Below are 17,126 nucleotides of genomic sequence, written 5' to 3'. Positions count from 1 at the left end.
TGCCTTGTTTTCTCCACAAAGCTCGATTCCTCCATAAAGAGGGCTCTACCGGCACATCGTCGTAATCTGGTAGTACTCACCCTCCACGAGCCTGGGGGAGATCATGGAACTTGGTTTTCTCAAGCCGCTCTTCGACCGTCCAGGCCCCTGGGCCTCTGTGTACATCGACACCACGCGTGCGACCGAGGACGCCCAGAAGCTGCAGAAGCTCCGTGAGCGCTCCGTCGCGTCGCAGCTCATCGACGCGGGCGCCGACGCCTACACCATCAGGGCGCTGATGGACAGGCTCACCCACGAGCCGGTCTCCGGGGCACCACCCGGCCGGGCGCTGTTCGCAGCGGGCGCCGAGGTAGTGCTCGACATACCGCTCAGCGTGACCCCGACCGGCATCGAGGCGACCTGGTCGGTCCTGCCGCACGTCGCGCCGCTGGCCGGCCTGCGGGGCGACGAGCCGTCGTGCCTGGTGGCGTACATCGACCGCACCGGCGCCGATCTGGAGCTGCGCGACGCGCACCGCCGCGAGACCATGGGGCAGGCGAACGGCAAGGAGCAGGGCCGAGGACACCGCAGCGTCCCCACGGGCGAGTGGCACTTCCGGAACAAGGTCGAGAACAACTGGAACGAGACCGCCGACACCATCGCGGGCGAGCTCGCCAGGCAGTGGCCCGGCAGTGGCGCACAGTTGCTGATACTGACCGGCGACTCCCGCGAGCGCAGGGCGGTGTACAACCGGCTGCCCGAGCGCATCCGGGCCGCCACCGTCGAGGCCGAGAACGGCAGCAGGTCCCCGGGTGCCTCGAAGAGCGTGCTCGACCGGCAGATCGCCCAGGCCTGCGAGGAGTACACGCGCGACCGGCTCCAGAGCGCCCTCGAGCGCTTCCGCATTGGACGCGGCAGGCCGGGCGAGCACCGCGCGGCCTCTGTCGACACCGGTCGCGGAGAAGCCGCTGAAGGGGTACCCGCCGTCGTGGACGCTGCCCGCAGCCACCAGGTGGCCACGCTGCTGCTCGCGCAGGACGCGTCCGACGCGGGCCGCGATGTGTGGATCGGACCCGGCGTCGACGAGGTCGCCGTGCAGCGCGGCCAGGCGCAGGCGATGGGCGTCGCCAAGCCCGTACAGGCACGCGCGGACGACGCCCTGCTGCGGTCCGCCGCGGCAGCCGACGCCGAGGTGCTGCTGGTTCCCGAGGGCATGCAGGGCCCGGCGGGCGGGCTGGGGGCGGTGCTGCGCTGGCGCCTCTGAATCGACCGGCCCCATGAGGTTCCGCATCGAGGGGCCCGCGCCACGCGCTCGGCGGGCGGGTTGGCCGTCAGCTGGCTAGCGTGGCAAAAGGGGACCACGCACCGAGCGGGAGGCAGAGCCATGGCCGTACATCCTGAGGGCACGCCGTGCTGGGCTGATGCGATGTTCACCGACGTGGAGGGCGCGAAGAGCTTCTACGGTGACGTGCTGGGCTGGACCTTCGGCGAGGCTTCGTCGGAGTACGGCAATTACACACAGGCGTACGCGAACGGCAAGGCGGTCGCCGCCGTTGTGCCCCCGATGCCGGGCCAGGAAGGCCAGTCGGCGTGGTGTCTGTATCTGGCCTCGCCGGACGTCACCGCCACCGCCGCGAAGATCCGTGACAACGGTGGCGAGCTGCTGATGGAGCCGATGCAGGTCGGCGAATTCGGGTCGATGCTGCTCGCCCGCGATCCGGGCGGTGTCGTCTTCGGGGCGTGGCAGGCGGGTACGCACGAGGGCTTCGAGGCGAAGGCCGTGCCGGGCGCGTACGTCTGGGGTGAGGTGTTCACCCGGGAGCCCGAGAAGTCGGACGCTTTCTTCCCCGCCGTCTTCCCGTACAGCGTGCAGCGGGTGGAGGACGACGCGATCGACTTCAAGCTCTACAACCTCGGCGACTCCACGGTCCTCGGGCGCATGAAGATGGAGGACGCCGACTTCCCGCCCGAGGTGCCGCCGTACCTCAACGTGTACTTCACCGTCGTGAACTGCGACGCGGCGGTGGCGACAGCGACCGAGCGGGGCGGGGCGCTGCGGTTCGGGCCGATGGACAGCCCGTTCGGCCGGTTCGCGGCGCTGAGCGATCCGCAGGGTGCGGCGTTCTCCGTCATCGACATCAACACGACCAAGGGCGACATGCCCAAGACGTCCAACGCGTCCTGAGCCGACCGGAAGCGAAGCCGGTCTGCACGTCATGCACGTGCAGACCGCGGTCGCTGCCTCAGCCTCGATACGACTCCAACAGGCGCAACCACACCTCGCTGATGGTGGGATACGCGGGCACCGCATGCCACAGCCTGTCGACCGGCACCTCACCCGCCACCGCCACCGTGGCCGAGTGCAGCAGTTCGCCGACGCCCGGGCCCACGAAGGTGACGCCCAGCAGGATTTCGCGGTCGAGGTCGACGACCATCCGCGCGCGGCCTCGGTAGCCGTCGCCGTACAGGCTCGCTCCCGCGACCGAGGACAGGTCCTGGTCGACGGCGCGGACGCGGTGGCCCGCCGCCTCGGCCTCCGCGAGGGAGAGGCCCACGGCCGCCACCTCTGGGTCGGTGAAGACGACCTGTGGGACGGCCGCACGGTCGGCGGTCGCCGCGTGGGCGCCCCAGCGGTCGGTCTCCAGCAGCGGGACGCGCTGCGCCCTCGCCGCGATGGCGGCTCCGGCAATACGGGCCTGGTACTTGCCCTGGTGCGTGAGCAGCGCGCGACGGTTCACGTCGCCGACCGCGTAGAGCCAGTCGCTGCCCTCGACGCGGCAGCTGTCGTCGACGGGCAGCCAGGCGCCCGGTTCCAGCCCCACCGTCTCCAGGCCGATGTCGTCGGTCCGGGGGGCGCGGCCGGTGGCGAAGAGGACCTCGTCGGCCTCGATACGCTCGCCGTCCTCCAGTACGAGAGTGACGGGGCCGGCGCCGTCGGAGCGCTCGACGGACTTCACGGAGGTGTTCGTACGGATCTGTGCGCCGCCCTCGGTCAGGGCCTCGGCGACGTGCTCGCCGACGAAGGATTCCATCCGGGGCAGCAGTCCCCCGCCGCGGACCAGCAGGGTGACCTGGGAGCCGAGGGCCTGCCAGGCGGTCGCCATCTCCGTGCCGACCACACCGCCGCCGACGACCGCGAGCCGCCCTGGCACGCGAGAGGAGCTGGTGGCCTCGCGGCTGGTCCAGGCCCTCGCGCCGACGAGGCCGGGGATGTCGGGCAGGACGGCGCGGCTGCCGGTGCACACGACCACGGCGTGCCGGGCGGTCAGGACGTGGTGCTCCCCCTCTGGGCCGTCGACGACGACCTTCTTCGGGCCGTGCAGCCTGCCCTGTCCGCGGTAGAGGCGGGCGCCGATCGAGTCCAGCCAGGCGACTTGGCCGTCGTCCTTCCAATGGGAGGCGTATTCGTCTCGATGGGCAAGGACGGCATCGGCGTCGAGCGGCCCTTGTACCGACTGGCTCAGGCCCGGCGTGCGGCGGGCGTCGGCACGGGCGATCGCCGGGCGCAGCAGGGCCTTGCTGGGCATGCACGCCCAGTACGAACACTCGCCCCCGACCAGCTCGCTCTCCACGACCGCCGTGCTCAGACACGCCGCCCTCGCACGGTCCGCCACGTTCTCGCCGACAGGGCCCGCGCCCACCACCACGACGTCGTACTCCACAGGTTCTGTCATAGAGCCAGTCTGGTCCCGGGTGTGCGTCCTGGCCACATGGGCAGGGGCAGGAATAGCACGGCCCCAGGCACCGTTGTCGGGGGCGAGTCCGCCGGACATCAGGAAGAGGTAGCACGTCATGAGCACTGTTGAGCTCACCAAGGAAAACTTCGATCAGGTAGTCACCGACAACGACTTCATCCTGATCGACTTCTGGGCTTCCTGGTGCGGTCCGTGCCGGCAGTTCGCCCCGGTCTACGAGGGTGCCGCGGAGCGCCACCCCGACCTGGTCTTCGCGAAGGTCGACACGGAGGCTCAGCAGGAACTCGCTGCCGCGTTCGAGATCCGCTCCATCCCCACGCTGATGATCGTCCGTGACAATGTCGCGGTCTTCGCCCAGCCCGGCGCGCTGCCCGAGGCCGCCCTGGAGGACGTGATCGGTCAGGCGCGCGCGCTGGACATGGACGAGGTTCGCAAGTCGATCGAGGACGCGCAGGGCGCCGCCCAGCCGGAGACGGCGACGGAGGCCTGACGCGCACGATCAAGGCCTGACACCCACGACCGAGGCCTGACGCAGGTTCGAAGGCTGTCCGGCTCAGCGCTCCAGGACCAGGGCGATGCCTTGGCCCACACCGATGCAGAGGGCGGCGACCCCGGTTCCCGAACCGGCCGCCGCCAGCTGGTGAGCGACCGAGCCGGCCAGCCTGGCCCCCGACGCGCCGAGCGGATGGCCGATCGCGATGGCGCCGCCGCGCGGGTTGACCAGGGACGGGTCCAGATCCGGCCATTCGGCGAGACAGCCGAGCGACTGGGCGGCAAAGGCCTCGTTCAGCTCAAAGGTGGTCAGGTCCTCGAAGGTCCTGCCCGCCTTGGTGAGCGCCCGCCGCACCGCCTCCACCGGGCCGAGGCCGAAGAGCTGCGGCTCGATGCCGGTGACGGCGGAGGCACGGATCCGGGCGAGGGGCTCGCGGCCCGTCGCCCGCAGTCCTTCCTCGTCGACGAGAAGGAGCGCCGCCGCCCCGTCGTTGAGCGGTGAGGAGCTGCCCGCCGTCACCGTGCCGTCCTTGCGGAACGACGGCTTCAGCCTGGCGAGCGCCTCCATGGACGTCGAGTCGCGGATGCATTCGTCGCGCGGCAGCTCCACTCCCTCGTACGCGACGACCTCACCGTCGTACAGCCCTTTGCCCCAGGCCTCGGCGGCCTTCTGATGGCTGGCGAGGGCGAAGGCGTCCTGCTGCTCGCGGGTGATGTCGTGCTTCTCGGCGATGAGTTCGGCGCTCTCGCCGAGCTGGACGGTCCACTGTGCGGGCATGCGCGGGTTCGTCATACGCCAGCCCAGCGTCGTCGAGTAGAGCTGCTGGTGGCCCGCGGGGAAGGCCCGTTCGGGCTTCTGCAGCACCCAGGGTGCGCGGGACATCGACTCGACACCGCCCGCGATCACGATCGACGCGTCGCCCAGTGCGATGGCGCGGGCCGCCTGGATGACTGCCTCAAGTCCCGAGCCGCACAGGCGGTTGACGGTGACGCCGGGGACGGTGACGGGCAGGCCGGCGAGAAGGACAGCCATGCGGGCGACGTCGCGGTTGTCCTCGCCCGCACCGTTGGCGTCACCGAGCACGACGTCGCCGATACGGGCCGGGTCGAGCTCCGGGGCACGGTCCACGAGCGCCTTGACGACATGCGCCGCGAGGTCGTCGGGACGTACGGAGGAGAGCGCGCCCCCGAACTTGCCGATCGGGGTGCGGACGGCGTCGACAATGTAGACGTCGCGGATGCTCATCAAAACTCTCCCAGGCTTGGCCGTGCGTACAGCGTTGTTCACTTGGTGAACCAACGTTCACCATTGGCCCAGCCCGAGTCTCTGCCGGGCGTCGGCCCATGTCAACGGCCACTGTCGACGGCCCGGAGAGGCACCCGTGTGGAGAAGTCGCCGTCAGCGGTCTGCCACGTCGACGACCCGCACGGAGAGTCCGTAGTCCAGCTCCGACCCGTCGACGAGCAGCGCCTCGACCGTACGCGTCGCAGGGTCGATGTCGGCCACCACGCCCTCGCCCTCATAGCGCGGATAACCGGAGGACCCGCGCCGGCCCGTGGCCTCCACGACGGCGGAACGGATGGCGCTCTTGGCCAGGGAAGCGGCATCGCGGCCCTCGACATGCTCGGGCACCACCAGGATCTCGAAGCGCTGCGGGTCAGTACTCATGCAAGTGACGCTAGACACGCACCGCCCGGCCCGCATGTCGTCACTGCGGCACGCCGGGTCAGCTGGACTCGCGGTGGAGGGCGCGCGTCCCCATCAGGCCGTGCCGCTCCGGCTCGGCGCCCGGCTCGCGTACGACGCGGTCGACGAGTTCGGCCAGCCGCTGACCGGTCGCCATGTCGATCCGCACGGTGCTGAGCCGGGGCCGCAGCAGTCTGCCGAGCAGTAGATTGTCGGCGCCCACCACCGCGGTCTCGCCCGGGACTTGGATACCCGCGTCCTGGAGAGCGCGCATGAGCAGCATGGCGTACTCGTCGTTGTACGCGTAGACCGCGTCGAGGCCGAACTCGCGCCAGCGGGCGGCGAGCTGGGCCGCCGACTCCTCGTCGTACGACAGGGGAAGGGGCTCGATCCGGGCGCCGGTGCCCGCCGCGGCCCGCCGGGCGCCCACCAGACGGGGGTCGGAGAAGAGCTCCAGGCCCGGCTCCTGCGGCATGACCACGCCGATGGCGCGCCGGCCGCGCCCGACCAGGTGGGTCACCGCGCAGCTGCCGATCTCGCTCTGGTCCATGACGAGGGAGTGCGCGCCCTGGACGCGGTGCGGGCCGAGGGTTATGACGGCTTTCGCGCCGGAGCGCTTGAGGACGTCGACACCGTGCGGGGTGAGCGCAACCTCGCCGAGCGAGACGACCGCGACGGGACGCAGCTCGGCCCAGGCGCGAGCGGCCTCGTCGCCGTCGAGGCCGAGGCTGCCGTACTGCACGACGGTGTAGTCCAGGCGGCGCAACGCCCACTGGAGTTCGTTGAAGAAGCGGCTGTAGAGCGGGCCTACCGGGACATGGGCGGTGGGCAGCAGCACCATCCGGGTGTGCCCGGCGCGCAGACTGCGGGCCGCGGCGTGTGGCACATAGGCGAGCTCCTCGGCGGCCTCGCGGACGCGTCGGCGGGTGGGCTCGCTGATCCGTACGGCAGAGGTGTTGTTGAGCACGTACGAGACTGTGGCTCGGGAGACTCCGGCCAGCCGGGCGACGTCGGCGCTGGTCGGAACGGGGCGTTCTGCGGACTGCTTGGGTGTCTGACTCATCGCCCTGGGCATCCTTCCAGACCAGTTCCGCACGGGGTCTGGAGGATGGCCTGAAACGAGTGCTGGACGGTGTCCTACCGTGAGGCGGTGACAATCTTCCCCCGTGCGTCCGGTGCACCAGACGCATACGACGGTCCCTCCGTCCTGCCCGGCAGTAGCGGCCCCGCGGCCACAACCGAGGCCGATCCTGTCGAGGTGGGCCCGGTCCGCACCTCGTACGCCCCGGACCGCGACGGCGATCCCGACCCCGGCGAGATCGTCTGGACATGGGTGCCGTTCGAGGAGAACGACGGGCGGGGCAAGGACCGTCCGGTCCTGGTGGTCGCCCGCGAGGAGGCCGGCACGCTGCTCGCCGTGCAGCTCTCCAGCAAGCGTCACGACCGGGACCACGAGTGGGTGCCGATCGGCGTCGGGCCGTGGGACCGGGCCGGACGCGAGTCATGGGTCGACCTCGACCGGGTGTTGCGGGTGCACGAGGACGGCATGCGCCGCGAGGCATGCGCGCTCGACCGGCCCCGCTTCGACGTGGTCGTGCGGCGGCTTCAGGAACGCTACGGCTGGAGCTGACCGAACGGCTGGAGCTGACCCGCGAAGGTCCGCCGGAAAGCCCCCAGCGTGGTCGTCCCGGCCGTGCGGTCGAGGACCGCGAAGACGATCTGCTCGAAGTGGCCGGCGAACCGGCCACCGTCGGTGAGCAGTGCGTGGAAGGCGCCCGCGACCGCCGCGGGGTCGTTGCGGAAGACCCCGCAGCCCCAGGCCCCCAGCACGAGGCGCCGGTAGCCGCGCGCGGCCGCCGTCTCCAGGACGCGCTCGGCGCGAGCGGCGATGGCGGCCGGGATGCGGTGCGCCTGGTCGGGGGTGCGGCTGGTGATCACCCCGGCGTTCGGCGCGGGCGAGGTCAGGAATCCCACGGTGTACGGAGCGTCCAGGAGCCGTCCGCGGTCGTCGCGGAAGACCGGGACGCCGGGAGAGTGAATGACCCGATCGGTGTAGAACGGGCTGCGGTCTGCGCGGTGGTGGTCGTAGAACTCGGGGGCGCGCAGCAGCGTGGCGTACAGCGCCGAGGCCCGGCAGAGCGCCTCCTCCTGGGCCTGTGCGCCGTTCAGATAGCCGCCGCCGGGGTTGCGTGCGGATGCGAAATTCAGGACAACGACCGGTGCCGCGTCCGCGGAGGTGAGCCGGCGGGCGGCTTCCGTGCTGCTCTCGCCCGTGACCTCGAAGGACGTCGTACGGTCCGTGTCCGCGGTGACCGCCACGGCCTCGGGTCCGTACATCCTCGTGCCCGCCAGCGCGGCGGCCAGCTCCCGCCCGATCTCCACCTTCCGACCGTCGAATGCCAGGTAGTGGCCCTTTTCAACGATGTCTTCAGTCTGCTTCGCGATCCCCCGCAGTCGTGCACTCATGCCGGACATCGTCCTCACCGGCCTCAGCCACGGCAACTGATTTTCTTACGTCCCGCGTACATCACGAGCACTCTTGTGCGAACCAGCGGGCGTGGCTTTAGGTTGGCAGAGTGCCTTCGCGACTGGAGGAGCAGAACATGCACCCACCCGATACCGGCGACTTCGGCCGGCCGATCGACCTGGATGAAGCGGAGGACCTGCTTCGATGTATTTGCTTCAAGAACGGCCCGCCCCGCACCGTCGGCGTGGAGGTCGAATGGTTCATTCATGAGCTGGAGCGGCCCGAGCGCCCCGTCCCCGCCGACCGCATCGCCGCGGCCCACGACCAGGTACGTTCGCTACAACTGAAATCGGCCCTCACTTTCGAGCCAGGCGGCCAGCTGGAGCTCAGCTCTCTCCCCGCCGCCTCCCTTATGGAGTGCATCGACTCCACCGCCGCCGATCTGGACGCCGTACGCGCCGCGCTCCGCCCGGCAGGCCTCACTCTCACCGGACTCGGCCTCGACCCCTGGCATCCGCCGCGCCGGCTGCTCCACGAACCCCGCTACGACGCCATGGAGGCGTATCTGGACCGAACGGGTCCGGCCGGCCGCGCCATGATGTGCACCTCGGCCTCCATCCAGGTGTGCCTGGACGCGGGCGACGAGGAGCCGGGACCCCTCGGGTACGGCAGGCGCTGGCAACTCGCGCATCTGCTGGGCGCGGTGCTGATGGCGGCGTTCGCCAACTCGCCCGCACAGCAAGGGCGTTACACCGGCTGGCGGTCGACCCGGCAGGCCGTGTGGGCCGCGCTCGACGACGTACGGCCCCTGGCGCCGCCACTGGACCAGGAGCCGCGCTCGGCCTGGACCGCACATGCGCTGGACGCCCCGGTGATGTGCGTCCGGACGGCCGAGGGGCCGTGGGAGATGCCCGACGGACTCACCTTCCGCCAGTGGCTGCGCTCGGGGAATCTGCGCCGGCCGACCCGGGAGGACCTCGACTACCACCTGACCACCCTCTTTCCGCCCGTAAGGCCGCGTGGCCATCTCGAACTGCGCATGATCGACGCCCAGTCCGGCGAGGACGGCTGGCTGGTGCCGCTCGCCGTCACCACCGCCCTGTTCGACGACGCCGAGGCGGCGGAGACGGTCTATCGTGCCGTCAAACCGCTGGCGGAGTACGCCGGTTCGCAGCCGGCGCCGCGCAATCCGCTCTGGGTCAACGCCGCCCGGCACGGGCTGGCCGATCCCGAGCTGCATGCGTCGGCCGTGACCTGTTTCGCCGTCGCCCTGGAAGCACTCCCCCGCATCGGCGCGTCCGACGCCGTGCTGGGGGCCGTCGCCGCATTCAATGAGCGCTATGTCCTGCGGGGCCGATGTCCCGCCGACGATCTGCGCATCTCCTCCTTCGGGAAGGAACTGAGCACATGACCGAAGACCTCCGGCGCCGCGCCCTCGATGCGCTGACCGCCGCCCGAGCCCGTACGGCCACGCTCACCTCGTGCGTCGACGACCATGAACTGACCGCCCAGCACTCTCCGCTGATGTCCCCACTGGTCTGGGACCTCGCCCACATAGGCAACCAGGAGGAGCAGTGGCTGTGGCGCACCGTCGCCGGGCGTGAGGCGCTGCGGCCCGAGATCGACTCCGTCTACGACGCCTTCGAGCATCCGCGTGTCCTGCGGCCCACCCTGCCGCTGCTGGCCCCTGCCGAGGCACGCGTGTACGCATCCGACGTACGGGGCCGGGTCCTCGACGTCCTCGACCGCACCCCGTTGGAGGGCGGGCCGCTGGTCGACGCCGCCTTCGCCTTCGGGATGATCGCCCAGCACGAGCAGCAGCACGACGAGACGATGCTCATCACCCACCAGCTGCGCAAGGGCCCGGCCGCGCTCACCGCGCCCGAGCCGCCGGCCGGCAGCGCGCGCGGCCTGCCTGCCGAGGTCCTGGTCCCGGGCGGCCCGTTCACCATGGGCACATCGACCGAGCCGTGGGCTCTGGACAACGAACGGCCCGCGCACCAGCGCGTCGTGCCGCCGTTCTACATCGACACCGTGGCGGTGACCTGCGGCGCGTACCAGGCCTTCATCGAGGACGGCGGCTATACGGACCCCCGCTGGTGGGCGGCCGAGGGCTGGGACCAGATCCGACAGCACGACATCGGCGCACCGCTTTTCTGGCGGCGCGACGAAGGGCAGTGGCTGCGCCGCCGCTTCGGGGTGACGGAGCCGGTGCCCGCCGACGAGCCAGTGCTGCATGTGAGCTGGTACGAAGCCGATGCGTACGCCCGCTGGGCGGGCCGGCGGCTGCCCACCGAGGCCGAGTGGGAGAAGGCCGCCCGCCACGATCCGGACTCGGGCCGCTCCCGCCGCTTCCCGTGGGGCGACGAGGATCCGACGCCGACGCACGCCAACCTCGGCCAGCGCCATCTGCGGCCCGCCCCGGTGGGCAGCTATCCGGAGGGCGAATCGGCGCTCGGCGTACGGCAGTTGATCGGCGATGTGTGGGAGTGGACATCGAGCGACTTCCTGCCCTACCCCGGCTTCGCCGCCTTCCCCTACCGGGAGTATTCCGAGGTGTTCTTCGGCAGTGCTCACAAGGTACTGCGCGGCGGTTCGTTCGCCGTCGACGCGGTGGCCTGCCGCGGCACGTTCCGCAACTGGGACCTGCCGGTGCGTCGACAGATCTTCGCCGGGTTCCGCACGGCGCGGGACGCGGCGCCCGGGGAGGCGTCGTGAGCGCGCGGACGGCGCGCCGCTCGCCGCTGCCCGGCCGCCGGCTCCGCCGAGGGGGCGAGCGCTGATGTGCCGCCATATCGCCTTCCTCGGCCCCGAACTGCCGCTCGGTCAGCTGCTGGTCGAGCCAGCCCACGGCCTGTTCCGGCAGTCCTGGGCGCCTCGTCACCAGCGGTACGGAACCGTCAACGCCGACGGATTCGGCGTCGGCTGGTATGCCGACGGCGATCCGGTGCCGGCCAGATACCGGCGGCCGGGCCCCATCTGGGCGGATCTCTCCTTCGCCGATCTCGCCCGGGTGGTCCGCAGCGGGGCCGTGCTCGCGGCCGTCCGCGATGCCACCGTGGCCGGCGCCGACGGTGAGGCGGCGGCCGCGCCGTACACCGCCGGGCCCTGGCTGTTCAGCCACAACGGCGCGGTCAGGGGCTGGCCCGGCACGCTGGCTCCGCTCGCGCGGTCGCTGCCCGCCGCCGAACTGCTGTCGCTGGAGGCGCGCTGCGACTCCGCGCTGTTGTGGGCGCTGGTGCTGCACCGGCTGCGCCACGGCGACGAGCTGGGCCAGGCGCTGGCCGACACGGTCCGCGAGGCCGCAGAGGCGGCGCCGGGATCCCGGCTCAATCTGCTCCTCACCGACGGCGAGACGATCGCGGCGACGGCGTGGGGCGACACCCTCTGGTATCTCGCCGAGCCCGGCCGCCGCACGGTCGTGGCCTCCGAGCCGTACGACGACGATCCCCACTGGCGCGAGGTTCCCGACCACACCCTGCTGGCCGCGACCCGCACCGATGTCCTGCTGACCCCGCTCAAGGAGCCCACTGCGTGAGCCCGTTCCTGCTGACCCGCACCCTGCCCGAGGACGCCACGGACGCCGCTTTGCGCGCCGATGTGCTGCACGGGCTGACCCGTACGCCCAAGGAACTGCCGCCCAAGTGGTTCTACGACGCCCGGGGCAGCGAACTCTTCGAGGAGATCACCCGGCTGCCCGAGTACTACCCGACCCGTGCCGAGCGGGAGATCCTCGTCGCCCGCGCTCCCGAGATCGCCGCCGCGAGCGGCGCGCGCACCCTGGTGGAGCTGGGCTCGGGATCCTCCGAGAAGACCCGGCATCTGCTGGACGCACTGCCCGCGCTGCACAGCTATGTGCCGGTCGATGTGAGCGAGAGCGCGCTGACCGGCGCGGCCGAGGGGCTGCTCGCCGAGCGTCCCGGGCTCAATGTCCACGCTCTGATCGCCGACTTCACCCGCGGTCTCGCGCTGCCCGGCACGCCGGGACCGCGGCTGGTCGCGTTCCTCGGCGGCACCATCGGCAATCTGCTGCCCGCCGAGCGCGCGGTGTTCCTGCGTTCCGTGCGGTCGCTGCTGGACCCCGGCGACGCGCTGCTGCTGGGGACGGATCTGGTGAAGGACGAGGAGGTCCTGGTCAGGGCGTACGACGACGCGTCGGGGGTGACGGCCGCGTTCAACAAGAACGTGCTGTCCGTCATCGCCCGGGAGCTGGGCGCGGACGTCGACCCCGGCGACTTCGATCATGTGGCTGTGTGGGACCGGGAGCAGGAGTGGATCGAGATGCGGCTGCGGGCGCGCTCCGCGCTGACCGTGAAGATCCCCGAGCTGGATCTGGCGGTGTCCTTCGAAGCGGGCGAGGAGATGCGTACGGAGGTGTCGGCGAAGTTCCGTCAGGAGGGCGTGCGCAGGGAACTGGCGGCTGCTGAACTCGAGTTGACGAAGTGGTGGACGGACACGGAGGGCAGATTCGCACTGTCCCTCTCGACGGCCAGCTGAGCGGCGCGGGCCAGTGAGCGGCGGTCGGGGTGGCTCCCCGCGGGGATGGGCGGCAGCAGCCGGATCTCCGCGGTGAGCCCGCCGGCCGCCACGACCCGCCACAGGGACGCGGCCAGCGGGTCCTCCCCGACGAACGCGGCAGCTCCGGTGGGCAGATAGTTGATGCGTACGGGCTGGACGGCGGCGTCGGCGTCCAGCGCGGCCTGGAAGACGGCGTGCCGGAAGCGGCCCTGGGCGCGGCCGCACCAGGTGGAGCCCTCGGGGAAGGCGATGACGCGGGCGCCGCTGCCCAGCGCGGACGCCATCTCGCGGACGGTGGCGGGCAGCGTACGGAGCCGGTCGCGCTCCAGGAAGAGGGTGCCGCCCCGGGCGGCGAGCGGCCCGAGCACCGGCCAGCGCCGGACCTCGCTCTTGGCCAGCATCCGTCCGGGCAGGGCCGCCGCGATCAGCGGTATGTCCAGCCAGGAGATGTGGTTGGCGACGACGAGGGACCCCCGGGGGCCGTACGGCCGGCCGACGACCCGTATGCGTACGCCGAAGGCGCGTACCACCGCACGCGCCCAGCAGCGGGTCATGGCGTCCCGCACCCGGGTGCCGAGGAGGGCGCCGAGCAGTACGGCCACCGGCGCGAGGAGCAGACCGGCGAGCACGGTCAGCGTCCCGGCCAGCAGCCGGGCGGCGGCCGTGAACGAGCCGGCCGCCGGTCCGTGGTGTGTCGCGCAGCCCCCCGGGGTGCAGGGCGCGCTGGGCAGCCAGACGCTCATCGCACGGGGGCGAGGGAGAGGAAGTGCCGCAGGTAGCGGGGGTTGGTGCGGCGCAGTGAGAGCAGCACGTACAGGTCCGCGACGCCGAAGTCGGGGTCGTGGGCGGGCGCGCCGCACACCCAGGCGCCGAGCCGCAGATAGCCGCGGAGCAGGGCGGGCAGCTCGGTGCGGCCTTCGGGGCGGGTGACGGAGTCGGGGTTCCAGAGCTTGTGGGGGGTGACCCAGTACTCCTCGGGGGCGAGGTTCTTGGCCTTCACGGTGTCCCAGGTGGCGGCCGCGAGGGTGCCGCCGTCCGCGAGCGGGATGGAGCAGCAACCGGCCAGCCAGGTGTGGCCGGTGCGGGTCATGTAGCGGGCGAGCCCGGCCCAGATGAGGGCGATGACGGCCCCGTTGCGGTGCAGCGGGTGGACGCAGGAACGGCCGACCTCGACGAGGTCGTCGCGGATCGGCGCCAGACGGGTGAGGTCGAACTCGGTCTCGGAGTAGAGCCGGCCCGCCACCTTGGCGCGCTCGGGCGGCAGCACCCGGTAGGTCCCGACGACCTCGCCGGTCTCCGCCTCGCGCACAAGGATGTGGTCGCAGTACGCGTCGAAGGCGTCGATGTCCAGACCCGGCTCCGGGCCCTCGAGCCTGGCGCCCATCTCACCGGCGAACACCTGATGGCGCAGGCGCTGCGCGGCCCGTACGTCGTCCTGGTCCCGGGCGAGGGAGACGACGTATCGCGGCTGGTCGCCCTCCGCGAGCGGCGTGGGGGCGGGCGCGGGCGCCGAGAACTGCGAGGGGAGGGAAACGGTGACTGGGGCGGGGACGACAGTTGGCGATGCGGGCATGACGCTCTCCTGTGCCGGACGGTAGGGGGCGGACCGCGGGTGCGGCGGCCCGGCTCCTTACTTCTTCCGTGGTCGGCTGGATTCGACATGACAGCCCGGCGGAGAGTGGATGTGCGAAGGCTGAATGCCGGGGAATGCGGTGCCATGAAGGGAGCACAGAGGGTAGCGGGGGGCGGACGGCTCAGTGAGGCGCGAGGGCCTCGGTGATGCGCGCGGATGCGATCCGTGCGGCGCGCCTGGGCTCCTTGCCCTGCAGAACGTCCGTCATATAGGGCTTGATCGGGTTGTCGGCCTCGACATCGGCCCACTGCGGCGAGTTGGGCGTCGCCCTGCCCCGCGCGGCGCCGGCGGCCATCGCCGCGGTGCTCTCCTCGCCCTCGATGACGCCCGCGAGGGTCGTCTTGTTGGGTACGTAGTGCATGGTGCGGGCGAGGTCGGTCTGCCACTTCTCGCCCGCCAGCGCCTTGACGACCTCGATCGCGGCGGCCCGCTCGCGCGCCTTCTCGGGCACGATCAGATCGGAGCCGCCGGTGAAGACGGCGCCGGGCGCGGCGGCCGTCTTGCCCGGTACGGGGAAGAAGCCGAGCTTGCCCTGGAGATCGGGGTTGTTCTTCTCGATGAGGGTCGCGGCACTGGGCACCGCGATCATCTGGGCGACATTGCCCCTGGCGAAGACTTCGGCCTGCGGCGGGGTCTCCTCGTCCGCGTTCTTGGGCCCGCTGCCGTGCGCCTGAAGCTTCTTGTAGAACGCCATGCCACGCAGCGCCGCCGGGGTGCCCAGCGTCCCCTGCCATTCGCCGCCCTGGTCGACGGCGAGTTCTCCGCCCTCGTCCCAGATGAAGCCGGCGAGGGTGTACCAGTCCTGGCCGGAGAGGTAGATGCCCTGTGTGCCGCCGCGGTTGAGTCTTTCGGAGTCCTTGAGCCACTGGGCGCGGGTTCTGGGCGGTTGTGTGATCCCGGCGTCGGCGAAGAGGTCCTTGTTGTAGATGACGACGCGGTTGGCCGCGTACCAGGGAATGCCGTACTGCGAGCCGTTGATGCTGCCCGGTTCGGCGAGTCCTGGCAGCCATTCCTCGTTGCCGAGGTCCCGCACGGATTCGAGGGTGAGGTCCCGCAGCGCGTCGCTCTCGGCGTACTGGGCGACCTGGGTGTTGCCCACCTCGATGACGTCCGGCGTCTTCTCGCTCCCCAGCGCGGCGGTGACCTTCTTGCCGATGCCGGTCCACTCCTGGAAGGTGAACTCCAGCCGTACGGAGGGGTTGTCCTTCTCGTAGGCGGTGGTGAAGCGCTTAAGGAAGTCGTCGGAGACGCTGTCCTTCATCAGCCAGATCCGGACAGTGCGGGTCTCGGTCCCGCCCAGGACGCCGCAGCCGCTGAGCGTGAGCGCGGACACGAGTAGGACGGACACGATGACGGACAGGTTGTGGGAGCGCTTCTTCACGGAGGTCACCTTCAGCGTGGGAGCACGGGAGTGTGAACCCGACGTGGGGGGAAGCGCGCTCCGCGCTCGCACGGGTGTGACCGGAGTTTGGTCTGTACCAAAGGACCGGTCAAGCCCCGGAAGGTGTGACGGGGTCCGGCCGCGGGGCGGACGCACATCTGGCGCCCGCCCCTCGAAGCGTGATCACTGGCCGGGGACGGTGTCCTCGAAGGCCGTTCCGGCCGCCCGGTAGGCGGCGACCCGGGCGCCCACCTGGGCCGGCGACAGCACCTGGTCCTTCACATGCAGTACGTAGTCGACCTTCTGGTCGTACGCGCGCGGCGTTGTGCTGCTCTGCCCCGCCAGGTCGATCAGCCACTGGTTGAAGATGATGGACATGGGCCGCTCGGGCAGATAGCGGGCGTCGTGGCGGCCGAACTGCTGCCCGTCGATGTAGTACGTGATGTTGCTGTTGTCGATGGTGACGACGAGGTCGTGCCAGCCGACGTAGCTCGCGCGGACCTCCGAGTGCTGGTTGACCGCCTCCCACGGGTCGGGCCGGTAGGTCTCCCAGGAGGTGGTGTAGAGGATGTTGGCCGGCTCGCCCCAGCCTCCGTTGGGCAGACACTCGAAGTCGTACTCCGCGTAGTCGTCCGCCATCGGGGCCTTGAGGTCGTTGATGGTGAGGAACGTCTGGACGAGGTGGTCGCCCTCGGGTCCCGACTTCGGCACGTCGGAGAACTTCACCCGCGCCGCGTAGGTGCCGTTCTTGAACTTCATGGCCCGGGTGAGGACTTCGGTCTGCTTGGTGGACTCGGCGGTGCCCGCCGTGGAGGTCTCCAGGTCCATGATCGAGTTGGTCCCCTCCTTGGCGAAGGTGACGTTCTGCGGCGCCCAGGTCGCGCCGGCACGCCAGGGCCGCCGGAGTTGGAGCGCACGTTCCAGCCGTGGGCCCCGATCGCCGGGTCGGTGTGCGAGGTGTAGTTGAAGTCGTCGAAGAGGGTGGCTCCGTCGGCGGGCGGGTCGGTCGGGTCGGGGTCGGGGTCGTTGCCCGCCGGGGCCGTGCCCCAGACCGTTGTCCCGCCCACGCTCGCGGTGACCTTGGCCCAGTCACCGTACGACGTCTGAGCCGGGGCGAAGGAGTAGTCGTCGCTCTGGTTCAGCTGCTGCCAGTCGGTCCGGTGGAAGCGCAGCTGCATGTCGCCGGTGTCCGCGCCGGGTCGCCGGGCGACTTCGCGCACGGCGACATCATCAACTCGTCGACGACGGGCGACGCGTACTGAGATGTCTGCGCC

The 17,126-nt window shown here is 71.1% G+C and carries 16 protein-coding genes and 1 pseudogene; 8 read left to right on the top strand and 9 right to left on the bottom strand.

The genetic code is table 11. The features are described from left to right. Window positions 1-103: 103 nt before the first annotated feature. Entirely contained in the window at window positions 104-1,243 is a 1,140-nt protein-coding gene (locus tag ACH492_RS05005; protein WP_398982797.1) for a hypothetical protein, read from the top strand. A 120-nt stretch (window positions 1,244-1,363) separates the two neighbouring features. Beyond that, complete coding sequence (locus ACH492_RS05000) at window positions 1,364-2,164, top strand: VOC family protein (protein ID WP_398982795.1); 801 nt, start codon at window positions 1,364-1,366, stop codon at window positions 2,162-2,164. Between the two features lie 58 nt (window positions 2,165-2,222). Here the strand turns inward: ACH492_RS05000 and ACH492_RS04995 are convergent, their stop codons facing one another. After that, window positions 2,223-3,653 (bottom strand): dihydrolipoyl dehydrogenase family protein, encoded by a 1,431-nt coding sequence (locus tag ACH492_RS04995; RefSeq protein WP_398982793.1) that lies wholly within the window; start codon window positions 3,651-3,653, stop codon window positions 2,223-2,225. A gap of 118 nt (window positions 3,654-3,771) precedes the next feature. Here ACH492_RS04995 and trxA point away from each other — a divergent pair, with 118 nt between their 5' ends. Beyond that, on the top strand, window positions 3,772-4,164 hold the full coding sequence (trxA, locus tag ACH492_RS04990; protein ID WP_398982791.1) for a thioredoxin: 393 nt from the start codon (window positions 3,772-3,774) through the stop codon (window positions 4,162-4,164). Between the two features lie 63 nt (window positions 4,165-4,227). Here trxA and ACH492_RS04985 read toward each other — a convergent pair whose 3' ends face one another. The 3 genes from ACH492_RS04985 to ACH492_RS04975 form a co-directional block, all read right to left on the bottom strand. Then, the gene (locus ACH492_RS04985; protein ID WP_398982789.1) at window positions 4,228-5,412 is read right to left on the bottom strand and encodes a thiolase family protein; all 1,185 of its coding nucleotides are present in this window, start codon (window positions 5,410-5,412) and stop codon (window positions 4,228-4,230) included. Window positions 5,413-5,565: 153 nt separating this feature from the next. Continuing rightward, window positions 5,566-5,835, bottom strand: a complete 270-nt coding sequence (locus ACH492_RS04980; RefSeq protein ID WP_398982787.1) for a hypothetical protein — start codon at window positions 5,833-5,835, stop codon at window positions 5,566-5,568. Between the two features lie 58 nt (window positions 5,836-5,893). Next, entirely contained in the window at window positions 5,894-6,916 is a 1,023-nt protein-coding gene (locus ACH492_RS04975; RefSeq protein WP_398982785.1) for a LacI family DNA-binding transcriptional regulator, read from the bottom strand. 93 nt (window positions 6,917-7,009) lie between these two features. On the opposite strand from ACH492_RS04975, the gene ACH492_RS04970 reads away from it, so the two are divergent. After that, window positions 7,010-7,483 (top strand): type II toxin-antitoxin system PemK/MazF family toxin, encoded by a 474-nt coding sequence (locus tag ACH492_RS04970; protein WP_398983322.1) that lies wholly within the window; start codon window positions 7,010-7,012, stop codon window positions 7,481-7,483. On the opposite strand, the gene ACH492_RS04965 is transcribed toward ACH492_RS04970, so the two are convergent. Further along, entirely contained in the window at window positions 7,468-8,319 is an 852-nt protein-coding gene (locus ACH492_RS04965) for a TIGR02452 family protein (RefSeq protein WP_398982783.1), read from the bottom strand. The two genes, ACH492_RS04970 and ACH492_RS04965, sit on opposite strands and share 16 nt — an antisense overlap. A gap of 137 nt (window positions 8,320-8,456) precedes the next feature. On the opposite strand from ACH492_RS04965, the gene egtA reads away from it, so the two are divergent. The 4 genes from egtA to egtD all read left to right on the top strand — a co-directional run bounded on the left by egtA (window position 8,457) and on the right by egtD (window position 12,817). Next, a complete protein-coding gene (gene egtA / locus ACH492_RS04960; protein ID WP_398982781.1) occupies window positions 8,457-9,731 on the top strand; it encodes an ergothioneine biosynthesis glutamate--cysteine ligase EgtA in 1,275 nt (424 codons plus the stop codon). Next, the gene (gene egtB / locus ACH492_RS04955) at window positions 9,728-11,038 is read left to right on the top strand and encodes an ergothioneine biosynthesis protein EgtB (RefSeq protein WP_398982780.1); all 1,311 of its coding nucleotides are present in this window, start codon (window positions 9,728-9,730) and stop codon (window positions 11,036-11,038) included. The genes egtA and egtB overlap by 4 nt, the downstream gene beginning before the upstream one ends. A gap of 64 nt (window positions 11,039-11,102) precedes the next feature. Continuing rightward, complete coding sequence (gene egtC / locus ACH492_RS04950; protein WP_398982778.1) at window positions 11,103-11,858, top strand: ergothioneine biosynthesis protein EgtC; 756 nt, start codon at window positions 11,103-11,105, stop codon at window positions 11,856-11,858. Next, entirely contained in the window at window positions 11,855-12,817 is a 963-nt protein-coding gene (egtD, locus tag ACH492_RS04945) for an L-histidine N(alpha)-methyltransferase (protein ID WP_398982776.1), read from the top strand. The genes egtC and egtD overlap by 4 nt, the downstream gene beginning before the upstream one ends. Here egtD and ACH492_RS04940 read toward each other — a convergent pair. The 4 genes and pseudogenes from ACH492_RS04940 to ACH492_RS04925 all read right to left on the bottom strand — a co-directional run. Then, window positions 12,712-13,581 (bottom strand): lysophospholipid acyltransferase family protein, encoded by an 870-nt coding sequence (locus ACH492_RS04940; RefSeq protein ID WP_398982774.1) that lies wholly within the window; start codon window positions 13,579-13,581, stop codon window positions 12,712-12,714. The two genes, egtD and ACH492_RS04940, sit on opposite strands and share 106 nt — an antisense overlap. Further along, window positions 13,578-14,411: a GNAT family N-acetyltransferase gene (locus ACH492_RS04935; RefSeq protein WP_398982773.1), complete on the bottom strand. Its 834-nt coding sequence runs from the start codon at window positions 14,409-14,411 to the stop codon at window positions 13,578-13,580. Before ACH492_RS04935 ends, ACH492_RS04940 begins: the two co-directional genes overlap by 4 nt. 181 nt (window positions 14,412-14,592) lie before the next feature. After that, window positions 14,593-15,861 (bottom strand): extracellular solute-binding protein, encoded by a 1,269-nt coding sequence (locus ACH492_RS04930; RefSeq protein ID WP_398982771.1) that lies wholly within the window; start codon window positions 15,859-15,861, stop codon window positions 14,593-14,595. A gap of 174 nt (window positions 15,862-16,035) precedes the next feature. Continuing rightward, window positions 16,036-17,051, bottom strand: a pseudogene (locus ACH492_RS04925) (glycoside hydrolase family 16 protein); the annotation flags it as partial. Window positions 17,052-17,126 lie beyond the last annotated feature (75 nt).

Origin of the sequence: Streptomyces sp. NPDC019443 (assembly GCF_044389785.1) — a bacterium.
In the GTDB taxonomy this organism is placed as follows: Bacteria; Actinomycetota; Actinomycetes; order Streptomycetales; family Streptomycetaceae; genus Streptomyces.
This window is presented reverse-complemented; position numbering and strand designations above follow the sequence as displayed.

Bases quoted from the DNA above. Each gene is read 5' to 3' on its own strand.
- ACH492_RS05005 (WP_398982797.1), top strand. From the start codon at position 104: ATGGAACTTGGTTTTCTCAAGCCGCTCTTCGACCGTCCAGGCCCCTGG.
- ACH492_RS05000 (WP_398982795.1), top strand. From the start codon at position 1,364: ATGGCCGTACATCCTGAGGGCACGCCGTGCTGGGCTGATGCGATGTTC.
- ACH492_RS04995 (WP_398982793.1), bottom strand. From the start codon at position 3,653: ATGACAGAACCTGTGGAGTACGACGTCGTGGTGGTGGGCGCGGGCCCT.
- trxA (WP_398982791.1), top strand. From the start codon at position 3,772: ATGAGCACTGTTGAGCTCACCAAGGAAAACTTCGATCAGGTAGTCACC.
- ACH492_RS04985 (WP_398982789.1), bottom strand. From the start codon at position 5,412: ATGAGCATCCGCGACGTCTACATTGTCGACGCCGTCCGCACCCCGATC.
- ACH492_RS04980 (WP_398982787.1), bottom strand. From the start codon at position 5,835: ATGAGTACTGACCCGCAGCGCTTCGAGATCCTGGTGGTGCCCGAGCAT.
- ACH492_RS04975 (WP_398982785.1), bottom strand. From the start codon at position 6,916: ATGAGTCAGACACCCAAGCAGTCCGCAGAACGCCCCGTTCCGACCAGC.
- ACH492_RS04965 (WP_398982783.1), bottom strand. From the start codon at position 8,319: ATGAGTGCACGACTGCGGGGGATCGCGAAGCAGACTGAAGACATCGTT.
- egtA (WP_398982781.1), top strand. From the start codon at position 8,457: ATGCACCCACCCGATACCGGCGACTTCGGCCGGCCGATCGACCTGGAT.
- egtB (WP_398982780.1), top strand. From the start codon at position 9,728: ATGACCGAAGACCTCCGGCGCCGCGCCCTCGATGCGCTGACCGCCGCC.
- egtC (WP_398982778.1), top strand. From the start codon at position 11,103: ATGTGCCGCCATATCGCCTTCCTCGGCCCCGAACTGCCGCTCGGTCAG.
- ACH492_RS04940 (WP_398982774.1), bottom strand. From the start codon at position 13,581: ATGAGCGTCTGGCTGCCCAGCGCGCCCTGCACCCCGGGGGGCTGCGCG.
- ACH492_RS04935 (WP_398982773.1), bottom strand. From the start codon at position 14,411: ATGCCCGCATCGCCAACTGTCGTCCCCGCCCCAGTCACCGTTTCCCTC.